Here is a 9,371-nt window from a genome sequence, read left to right on the forward strand (position 1 = left end):
TCGACCTGATCGAGCGGCGCATGAAAACGGTGGCCGAGGCCACCTGCGCTGCCTTCGAAGCCACCTGCGAGTTCCACTTCGAACGCAACTACCCGCCGACCATCAACCACGATGCCGAAACGCGTTTTGCGCAGGACGTGATGGCCGACGTGGTGGGCGCCGAGAACGTGCTCGAGTTCGAGCCGACCATGGGCGCGGAGGACTTCAGCTATTTCCTGCAGGCCCGGCCCGGCTGCTATTTCGTCATCGGCAACGGCGACGGCGCGCACCGTGAGGGCGGCCACGGCATGGGGCCTTGCATGCTGCACAACCCGAGCTACGACTTCAACGACGACCTGATTCCGCTGGGCGCGACCTTGTGGGTCCGGCTCGCCGAGCGCTGGCTTCACACGGCGCGGTAGAAAACTTTTTCGCGCTCGCAGCCGAAAACGGGGTCGCCGAGTCGGGATTCACCGCACGCGAGAACCGAGGCTCAATCGCGCAGCCTTCTCAGTAGCCCCGCGGTGGACCCATCGAGCCCATTCGCGTCCCCGCTCTCGAAGCGCGGCAACAACGCATTGCACAGCGCCTTGCCCAGCTCCACGCCCCACTGGTCGAAGCTGTTGATGCCCCACACGGCGCCGCTGGTGAAGACGCGGTGCTCGTAGAGCGCAATCAGCGCACCGAGGCCCGCCGGGTCGAGCCGCTCGAGCAGCAAGGTGGTGCTCGGCCGGTTGCCGGGAAAGCTGCGATGACGTGCAATCACTTCGGGCGCAAGCGTCTGCGAGGCGGTCGGCGCTTTCGAGCCGAGCGCCTGCTGGAAGGTCTGGCCCTGCATGAGCGCCTGCGACTGCGCCAGGCAGTTGGCGAGCAGCTTGACGTGCTGGGCATCGAGCGCGGCTCGCACGGCCGGCGGCACATCGAGCAGCGCATGGCTGGTTTCGCGCACGGCGATGAATTCCACCGGAATCACGTCGGTGCCCTGGTGCAGCATCTGGAAATAGGCGTGCTGCCCGTTGGTGCCCGGCTCGCCCCAGACCACTGGGCTGCTCGCATGAACCAGCGGTTCGCCGTCGATGTCCACGCACTTGCCGTTGCTCTCCATCTCCAGCTGCTGCAGGTAGGCGGGCAAGCGCGCCAGCCCCTGGTGATAGGGCGCCACGCTACGGCTGGAAAAGCCATGAAAGTTGCGGTTCCACACATCCAGCAGGCCCAGCAGCACCGGCAGGTTGCGGTGCAGCGGCGTCTCGGCGAAGTGGCGGTCCATCGCATGCGCGCCGGCCAGCAGTGCGCGAAAGTGCACCGAGCCCAGCGCGATGGCGATCGGCAGGCCGATCGCGCTCCACAGCGAATAGCGCCCTCCCACCCAGTCCCAGAAACCGAAGGTGGTCTCGATGCCGAAGGCCGCCGCCGCGCTGACGTTGGTGGTGGTTGCGACGAAATGCCCCGGCACCGCCGCCGCGCCGCGCTCGCCCAGGCGGTCGAGGAACCAGGTCTTGGCCGTCTGCGCGTTGGCCAGCGTTTCCTGGGTGGTGAAGGTCTTGGAGGCGACGACGAAGAGCGTGCGCTCAGGCTCCAACGTGGTCAGCAGCCGAGCGAGGTCGTGGCCATCGACGTTGGCGACGAAGTGCAGGCGCAAGCCCGGCTGGCAGTACGCAGCGAGCGCCGGCACCGCCATCTGCGGGCCGAGATCGGAGCCGCCGATGCCGATGTTGACGACGTCGCGGATGGCGCTGCAGGCCGGGTCGCGCACCTCGTCGGCGTAAGCCAGCATGGCGTCCAGCGTCTGGTGTACTTCGTCGCTGAACGGCGCATTGCCCGGCGGCGCGCGCAGCGCCGTGTGCAGGACGGCACGGCCTTCGGTGGCATTGATCGGCGCGCCGGCGAACATCGCATCGCGGCGCGTCTGCACACCGGTTTCGCGTGCGAGTTGCAGCAGCAGCGCGAGCGTGGTGTCGTCGAGCCGGTTCTTCGACAGGTCGGCAAAGACGTGCGGCGCCTCGAGACTGAAACGCTCGAAGCGCTGCGCGTCGGCGGCAAAGGCATCGCGCAGGTCGAAACGGCGGCCGTGGGCCTCGAAGTGAGATTGCAGCGCAGCCCACGCCGCGGTGCGGTCCCCGCGCGGCGGTGTGGCTGGGTCCGACGAGACGGCCCCGGTCACAGCGCTTGCACCATGGCGTCGAGCCGGGCCGAATCGGCACCGAAGGCGCGGATGCCCTCGCCGAGCTTCTCGCTCGCCATGGCGTCCTCGTTGAGCGCATGGCGAAAGCTCGGCTCGTTGTGGCTGACGGCCTTGGCATCGCAGCCGCGAGCCTGCGCGGGGTCGAGTGCGCGCTCCACCGGAGCATCGCTGGCCTGCAGCGCGGCCAGCAATTCGGGGCTGATGGTCAGCAGGTCGCAGCCCGCCAGCGCAAGGATCTGCCCGACATTGCGAAAGCTCGCACCCATGACCTCGGTCTCGATGCCGAACTTCTTGAAGTAACGCCAGATCTGCGCCACCGAACGAACGCCCGGGTCGTCGGCCCCGGCGTTGGCCGCCTCGTTCCAGGCATTGCCGGCCGCCTTCTTGTGCCAGTCGTAGATGCGGCCGACGAAGGGCGAAACCAGTTGCACGCCCGCTTCGCCGCAGGCCACGGCCTGGCAGAAGGAAAACACCAGCGTGAGGTTGCAGCGAATGCCATGGTGTTCGAGCGCCTTGGCGGCCTGAATGCCTTCCCAGGTGGCGGCCACCTTGATCAGCACGCGCTCGCTGGCCACGCCTTCGGAGGCGTACAGCGCCATGATGCGCTGCGCTCGCGCGATGGTCGCGGCGGTGTCGAAGCTGAGCCGCGCGTCCACCTCAGTGGAAACGCGGCCGGGAACGATGCCGAGAATCTCGCAGCCGAAGCGCACCAGCACGCGGTCCACCACGGCATCGAGCGGCTGGCCGCGATGCGCCGCAACCGTCTGCGCCAGCAAGGGCGCATAGGCTGGCTGGTCGATCGCCCGGACGATCAGCGAGGGGTTCGTCGTGGCGTCGCGCGGCGCAAAGGCGGCCAACTCCCGGAAATCGCCGGTGTCGCAGGCGACTGCGGTGTAAGCCTTGAGCTGGTCAAGTTGGCTGGGCATGAAGCATGTGGACAGTGGCGCCGAAGGGCATGCGGGCATGGTAAACCGCAGGCCCCGCGGCTCACGGTGCGGCGTGTGACCCTGCAAGCCAAGGGCCCGACTTATCAGACTGAGCCGCTGCCCGCCCACCCCCCGAGAGCGGTCAATCGGAAAAGCGCCGCCGATAATCTGCGCCGATGCACCTTGTCATCCCCTTCGCCTGCGCACTGTCCGACCTCGGACGCCAGGCGCTCGGCGCGCTGACGCTGCCTCGTCTGTCCTCGCTCCTCACGCTCCTCACGCCCACCGAGCGCGATACCGGTGACGAGTACCAGCTCTCCCCTCCTCACGAGCGCGTGCTCGCCCGCGCCCTCGGCTGGAGCGGCGGTGACGGCGCCCTGCCCTGGGCCGCGCAGGCCGCAGCGGCCGACGGGCTCGAGACGGGCGACCTGGCCTGGGGCCTGCTCAGCCCCGTGCACTGGCAGGTCGGCCGCGACCACCTGACCATGGGCGACCCCGAAGCGCTTGCGCTGGATGGCGCCGAGTCGCGCGCCTTCTTCGACGCCGTGCGCGGCCAGTTCGAAAGCCTCGGCTGGCGGGCGGCCTGGGGCGCCCCCACGCGCTGGTACGTGGCGCACGAATCGCTCACCGCCTTGCCCACCGCCTCGCTCGACCGCGTGATCGGCCGCAACCCGGACCTGTGGATGCCCGAGCATCCGGCCGCGCGGCTGGTCAAGCGGCTGCAGAACGAGGTGCAGATGCTGCTCTACACCCACCCGCTCAACGACCAGCGCGAGGCGCGCGGCCTGGCCACGCTCAACACCGTGTGGCTGAGCGGCTGCGGCTTGCGCCAACCGGCCCACCATGCCGCACCGACCGTGCTCGATGCGCTGCGCGCGCCGGCCCTCGCGGAGGACTGGGCCGCCTGGACCGAAGCGTGGCGCGCGCTCGACGGCGGCCCGCTGCGCGAGGCGCTGGCGGCAGCGCAGCGCGGCGAGCCGCTCACGCTCACCGTGTGCGGGGAGCGCCATGCGCAGAGCTTCGCGCGCGAGCCGCGCAGCCTGTTCGCCGCAGTGCGCGGACGCTGGCAGCGCAAGGAGCCGGCGGCGATGCTGGCCGAACTCTGATACCGGCCCACACCCTCATGCAACTCATCGTCCGCGACGTTCCGCCCCGCACCGCCTGGTCGCTCGAACAGGCCGGCGTGCATCCGCTGCTGGCACGCCTGTACGCCGCGCGCGGCATCCGCAGCTTCGACGAACTCGATGCCTCGCTGGCCCGGCTGATCCCGCCCGGCGAACTGCGCGGCGCCCTCGAGGCCGCTCGCCTGCTCGCCGACGCGCTGGCCGCTCGCCGCCGCATCGTGGTGGTGGCCGACTACGACTGCGACGGCGCAACGGCCTGCGCCGTGGCGCTGCGCGGCCTGGCCCTGCTCGGTGCCGCGCCCGGCACGCTGGCCTACGTGGTGCCCGACCGCAAGGTGCACGGCTATGGGCTCACGCCGGCCATCGTCGACCTCGCATTCACCGCGTTCGCCAACGGGGCCGCCCCGGACCTGCTGGTCACCGTGGACAACGGCATCGCCAGCTTCGAGGGCGTGGCGCATGCCAAGGCGCGCGGCTTGGTAGTGCTGGTCACCGACCACCACTTGCCGGCGGTCGTGTCGGGCCCGCAGGGCGATGCGATCGCGTTGCCGGCGGCCGACGTGATCGTCAACCCGAACCAGCCGGGCTGCTGTTTCCCGAGCAAGTCGCTGGCGGGCGTGGGCGTGATGTTCTACGTGCTGCTCGCCACGCGCGCCGAGTTGCGTGCTCGCGGCGTGTACGGCGACGCCGCGAGCGAGGGATCGACGCCGGCACCCGGCGAGGCGGCATCCGCCCGCTCGGTGCATCCCGGCGAGGCGAGCATGGATCCGCCTTGCGGGCCGGCCGGCGCGCTGCGGCCGGCCCGTGCATCGGCGCAACCCCGGCTCGACACGCTGCTCGATCTGGTCGCGCTCGGCACCGTTGCCGACGTGGTCAAGCTCGACGCCAACAACCGCCGCCTCGTCGCGCAGGGCCTCAAACGCATCCGCGCCGGCCGCATGCAACCGGGCGTGGCGGCACTCTTCGCTGCGGCCGGCCGCGAGCCGGCGCGCGCCAGCGGCTTCGATTTCGGCTTCGCGCTCGGCCCGCGCCTGAACGCCGCCGGCCGCATGGAGAACATGACGCTCGGCATCGAATGCCTGCTCACCGACGACGTGGCCCGCGCCGGCGAACTGGCGCAGCAGCTCGACGCCATCAACCGCGAGCGCCGCGAGGTCGAGACCGGCATGCGCGAGCAGGCCGAGGCGATGGTGGAGGCACTGCTGCCCGAAGACGGCATGGCGCCACCCGCACTGGCGATCTACGACGCCGAGTTCCACGAAGGCGTGGTCGGCATCGTCGCCTCGCGCCTGAAGGACCGGCTGCACCGGCCCGCCTTCGTGTTCGCGCGCGGGCAGGACGGGCTGCTCAAGGGCTCCGGCCGCTCGATCGCCGGCTTTCACCTGCGGGACGCGCTCGATCTGGTGAGCAAGCGGCACCCCGGCGTGCTGCGCAAGTTCGGCGGCCACGCCATGGCGGCGGGCGCGACGGTGGCCGCGGAGGACTTCGCCACCTTCGAGCAGGCGCTGGCCAAGGTGGCGCAGGAGTGGCTCTCGCCCGCCACGCTGGCCCGGCGCCTGGCCACCGACGGCCCGCTCGACGCGCAGTGGTTCGCGGCCGAGACCGTGCATGCGATGGACCGCGAGGTCTGGGGCCAAGCCTTCGAAGCGCCGGTGTTCTGCGACGAGGTGGAGGTGGTGTCGCAGCGGCTGGTCGGGGAAAAACACCTCAAGCTCACGCTGCGCCACCAGGGCCAGTTGCGCGAAGCCATCTGGTTCGGGCATGCGGAGCCGGTGGCGGAACAGGTTCGGCTGGCGTACCGGCTGTGCGTGGACAGCTACCAAGGGCGCGAGCGCGTGCAGATGGTGGTCGAGGCGATCGCAGATTGAGAATTCTTACCTCTCTTCCCGGAAACAAAGGGTGACGCGCGCCCTTCTTGTATGTACGCTTGTACACACAACTAGAAGGGGAGAGATGAAAACTGAACGTATCAAGAGCAAACGCTCGGAGAAACTGCATTTCATTCGCAGTACAAAGGCGCACATCACCATCCTGTGCGTGGTGCTGCTCGCAAGTTGTTTTGGAGTGGTCTACGCCATTTCGCCAGCATTCGAAGAAATCGGCAGCAGTATCACGATCCCCGGCTTCGACATCTCGACACGCTAGTTGTCGTTTCGCAGCGGGAGCCCCGGCCCTGCAGGAGTTTCGAAGCGCCCCTAAAGTTGGCGCGATGAAACCGACCGCATTGCTCCCCCGCCTCGCCGCCGCTCTCGCGCTCGCCACCTCCTTCGCCGCCTGCGCCCAGCCCGCCGCGACGCCGCTGCGCACCACCGTCGTAGCCAAGGGTCTCGACAACCCATGGTCGCTGGCCTTCCTGCCGGATTTCGAGGAGACCGGCCGCATGCTCGTCACCGAGAAGCCGGGCACGATGCGCATCGTCGGCACCGACGGCAAGCTTTCCGCGCCGATCATCGGTGTGCCGCCCGTCGTGGCGCGCGGTCAGGGCGGCCTGCTCGACGTGGCCCTGCACCCGAAGTTCGCTGACAACCAGCTCGTCTACTGGAGCTACAGCGAGGCCGCGCAGAGCGGCTCGGGCAACAGCACGGCGGTCGCGCGGGGCCGGCTCGACGCTGCGGCCGGCGCCTTGCGCGACGTGAAGGTGGTGTTCCGCCAGACGCCCAAGGTCGCGAGCAACATGCACTTCGGCTCGCGCCTGGTGTTCGATCGCGAGGGGCGTCTCTTCATCACGCTGGGCGACCGCGGCAGCCGCCGCGACGACGCGCTTACGCTCGACAACCACCACGGCAAGATCGTGCGCATCACCGACGATGGCGGCGTGCCGCCGGACAACCCCTTCGTCGAGACGGCCGGCGCGCTGCCCGAGATCTGGAGCTACGGGCACCGCAATGTGCAGGGCGCGGCGCTGCATCCGGCGACCGGCATGCTGTGGGCCGACGAGCACGGCCCGCAGGGCGGCGACGAGCTCAACATTCCGCAAGAAGGCGGCAACCACGGCTGGCCGGTCATCACCTACGGCCGCGAATACGGCACCGGCACGAAGATCGGCGCAGGCACGGCGCGAGAAGGGATCGTCGCGCCGATCACTCACTGGGTGCCTTCGATCGCGCCCAGCGGCTTGGCCTTCGTGACCAGCGATCGACATGCGGCGTGGAAGGGCCAGGCGCTGGTCGGCTCGCTCAAGTTCGGCCAGCTGGTACGGCTCGAACTCGACGGCAGCAAGGTGGTGCGCGAGCACCGCCACGACGCCGGTGCCCGCGTGCGCGATGTGCGCCAGGGCCCTGACGGGCACCTGTATCTGCTCACCGACGACGGCGAACTGCTGCGCATCGAGCCCGGCGGCTGAGCCGCGCATGCGCGTGCGCGCAATACGCACGGCCCTGATGCCCTAGCGTCCCCGGGGCACTCCCTAGAATCGGCCCGTGACCGCCGCAACCATTCTCAACGCCGATCTGCACTGCCATTCGCTGGTGTCCGACGGCACGCTTGCGCCCGAGGTCTTGGCCGCACGGGCCAAGGTCAACGGCGTGGAGTTGTGGGCACTGACCGACCACGATGAGATCGCCGGCCAGCAGCGCGCCCGCGACGCCGCGCTCGCGCTCGGCCTGCCCTGGTTGAGCGGCGTGGAAGTGTCGGTGAGCTTCGCCGGCACCACGGTGCACATCGTCGGCCTCGGCTTCGACGTCGACGACCCGGGGTTCGTGGCCGGCCTGGCCGCCACGCGCGGTGGGCGCGAGCAGCGCGCACGCGACATGGCCGCCGGACTGGCGCGGGTGGGCATCGAGGGTGCCTACGAAGGTGCCCTGTGCTACGTGAGCAACCCGGAACTCATCTCTCGCACGCACTTCGCGCGCTTTCTGGTCGAAACCGGCCACTGCTACGACACGCACGAGGTGTTCCGCAAGTTCCTCATCGAGGGCAAGCCGGGCTTCGTGGCCCACCGCTGGGCCAGCCTGAGCGACGCAGTGCGCTGGATCACGGCGGCCGGCGGCGCCGCGGTCATTGCCCACCCCGGCCGCTACAGATTCACGCCCACCGAGGAGTACGCCCTCTTCACCGAATTCATTGCGCATGGCGGCCGCGCGGTGGAGGTCGTGACGGGCAGCCACACCCCGGCCGAGTACGCCAAATACGCCGACATGGCGCTCGAATTCGACCTGCTCGCCTCGCGCGGCAGCGACTTCCACGACCCCGAGGAGAGCCGCACCGACCTGGGCGCCCTGCCCTGGCTGCCGGGCAAGCTCGCGCCGGTGTGGGAGGCGATCGAGGCGCGGGTGCAGCGGGCCTGACGATGAGGCCCGCGACCGCAAGCCCCTGGGGATATGATTGATATCATGATATCAATCTTGCAGGGGAGTAGCTCATGGCCCAGTTCACGGTCCGCAATCTCGAGGAAGACGTCAAGACGCGCCTGAAGCGCCGTGCTGCGCGGCATGGGTTCAGCATGGAAGAAGAGGTGCGCCAGATCCTGCGCAACGCCGTGAACGACGAGCACGTTCCGGCCGTCGAACTCGGCAGCCGCATCGCTGCACGATTCGCCAAGACCGGTTTGACACAAGACTTGCCGGAACTGCGGGGCCAGGCCGTGCAACCGCTGTCGTTCGAGCGGTGATCATCCTCGACACGAATGTGCTGTCTGCGCTCATGCGCCGGGAGCCGGAGCCTGCAGTGGTGACCTGGCTCGATGCCCAGCCCGCTCAATCGATCTGGCTGACGAGCATCACCGTGTTCGAGAGCCGGCTCGGCCTCGCGCTGCTGCCGCCCGGCAAGCGTCGCCGCGTTCTCGAAGATGCTTTCGAGCGCCTGCTCGACGAAGACCTGCAGCACCGCATCCTGCCCTTCGACGCCGAGGCTGCCGCCCAGGCCGCCTTGATCGGCGCTGCCCGCCAACAGGCGGGACGCGCGGTGGACGTGCGCGACACCCAGATCGCCGGCATTGCCATCGCCCGCCGGGCAACGCTGGCAACGCGCAATGTGCGCCACTTCGAGGATCTGCCGACGCCCGTGATCAACCCCTGGGGCTGAGCGACGGAGCGTTTGGCAGCCGACAATCGGCCATGGCCCAGTACTTCGAGGTCCACCCGGAGAACCCGCAGCCGCGCCTGCTCAAGCAGGCCGCGCAGATCCTCCATGGCGGCGGCATCGCGGCGATTCCCACCGACT

General features: G+C 69.4%; 10 protein-coding genes and 1 pseudogene. 9 read left to right on the top strand and 2 right to left on the bottom strand.

The window, feature by feature from the left end; all coding sequences use genetic code 11:
• Positions 1–401 (top strand): M20/M25/M40 family metallo-hydrolase (locus H0W38_RS09575; protein WP_292453241.1); only part of this gene is annotated, 401 nt, incomplete at its 5' end.
• A 71-nt stretch (positions 402–472) separates the two neighbouring features.
• Here the strand turns inward: H0W38_RS09575 and pgi are convergent.
• Both pgi and tal read right to left on the bottom strand, forming a co-directional pair.
• Entirely contained in the window at positions 473–2,140 is a 1,668-nt protein-coding gene (pgi, locus tag H0W38_RS09580; RefSeq protein ID WP_292453245.1) for a glucose-6-phosphate isomerase, read from the bottom strand.
• Entirely contained in the window at positions 2,137–3,087 is a 951-nt protein-coding gene (gene tal / locus H0W38_RS09585; RefSeq protein WP_292453246.1) for a transaldolase, read from the bottom strand. Before tal ends, pgi begins: the two co-directional genes overlap by 4 nt.
• 176 nt (positions 3,088–3,263) lie before the next feature.
• Here tal and H0W38_RS09590 point away from each other — a divergent pair, with 176 nt between their 5' ends.
• The 8 genes and pseudogenes from H0W38_RS09590 to H0W38_RS09625 form a co-directional block, all read left to right on the top strand.
• A complete protein-coding gene (locus H0W38_RS09590) occupies positions 3,264–4,193 on the top strand; it encodes a hypothetical protein (RefSeq protein ID WP_292453248.1) in 930 nt (309 codons plus the stop codon).
• Between the two features lie 17 nt (positions 4,194–4,210).
• The gene (gene recJ, locus H0W38_RS09595) at positions 4,211–6,079 is read left to right on the top strand and encodes a single-stranded-DNA-specific exonuclease RecJ (protein ID WP_292453250.1); all 1,869 of its coding nucleotides are present in this window, start codon (positions 4,211–4,213) and stop codon (positions 6,077–6,079) included.
• An 85-nt stretch (positions 6,080–6,164) separates the two neighbouring features.
• On the top strand, positions 6,165–6,356 hold the full coding sequence (locus H0W38_RS09600) for a hypothetical protein (RefSeq protein WP_292453252.1): 192 nt from the start codon (positions 6,165–6,167) through the stop codon (positions 6,354–6,356).
• Between the two features lie 64 nt (positions 6,357–6,420).
• Positions 6,421–7,554, top strand: coding sequence for a PQQ-dependent sugar dehydrogenase (locus H0W38_RS09605; RefSeq protein WP_292453255.1), 1,134 nt, complete (start codon positions 6,421–6,423; stop codon positions 7,552–7,554).
• A gap of 76 nt (positions 7,555–7,630) precedes the next feature.
• Entirely contained in the window at positions 7,631–8,497 is an 867-nt protein-coding gene (locus H0W38_RS09610) for a 3',5'-nucleoside bisphosphate phosphatase (protein ID WP_292453258.1), read from the top strand.
• Between the two features lie 74 nt (positions 8,498–8,571).
• On the top strand, positions 8,572–8,820 hold the full coding sequence (locus H0W38_RS09615) for a pantothenate metabolism flavoprotein (protein ID WP_292453261.1): 249 nt from the start codon (positions 8,572–8,574) through the stop codon (positions 8,818–8,820).
• A complete protein-coding gene (locus tag H0W38_RS09620; protein WP_292453264.1) occupies positions 8,817–9,233 on the top strand; it encodes a type II toxin-antitoxin system VapC family toxin in 417 nt (138 codons plus the stop codon). Before H0W38_RS09615 ends, H0W38_RS09620 begins: the two co-directional genes overlap by 4 nt.
• 32 nt (positions 9,234–9,265) lie before the next feature.
• A pseudogene (locus H0W38_RS09625) lies at positions 9,266–9,371 on the top strand (threonylcarbamoyl-AMP synthase); the annotation flags it as partial.

This window comes from Methylibium sp. (assembly GCF_013817365.1).
In the GTDB taxonomy this organism is placed as follows: domain Bacteria; phylum Pseudomonadota; class Gammaproteobacteria; order Burkholderiales; family Burkholderiaceae_C; genus Methylibium.

Bases quoted from the DNA above. Each gene is read 5' to 3' on its own strand.
- H0W38_RS09590 (WP_292453248.1), top strand. From the start codon at position 3,264: ATGCACCTTGTCATCCCCTTCGCCTGCGCACTGTCCGACCTCGGACGC.
- H0W38_RS09605 (WP_292453255.1), top strand. From the start codon at position 6,421: ATGAAACCGACCGCATTGCTCCCCCGCCTCGCCGCCGCTCTCGCGCTC.
- H0W38_RS09615 (WP_292453261.1), top strand. From the start codon at position 8,572: ATGGCCCAGTTCACGGTCCGCAATCTCGAGGAAGACGTCAAGACGCGC.
- tal (WP_292453246.1), bottom strand. From the start codon at position 3,087: ATGCCCAGCCAACTTGACCAGCTCAAGGCTTACACCGCAGTCGCCTGC.
- H0W38_RS09600 (WP_292453252.1), top strand. From the start codon at position 6,165: ATGAAAACTGAACGTATCAAGAGCAAACGCTCGGAGAAACTGCATTTC.
- recJ (WP_292453250.1), top strand. From the start codon at position 4,211: ATGCAACTCATCGTCCGCGACGTTCCGCCCCGCACCGCCTGGTCGCTC.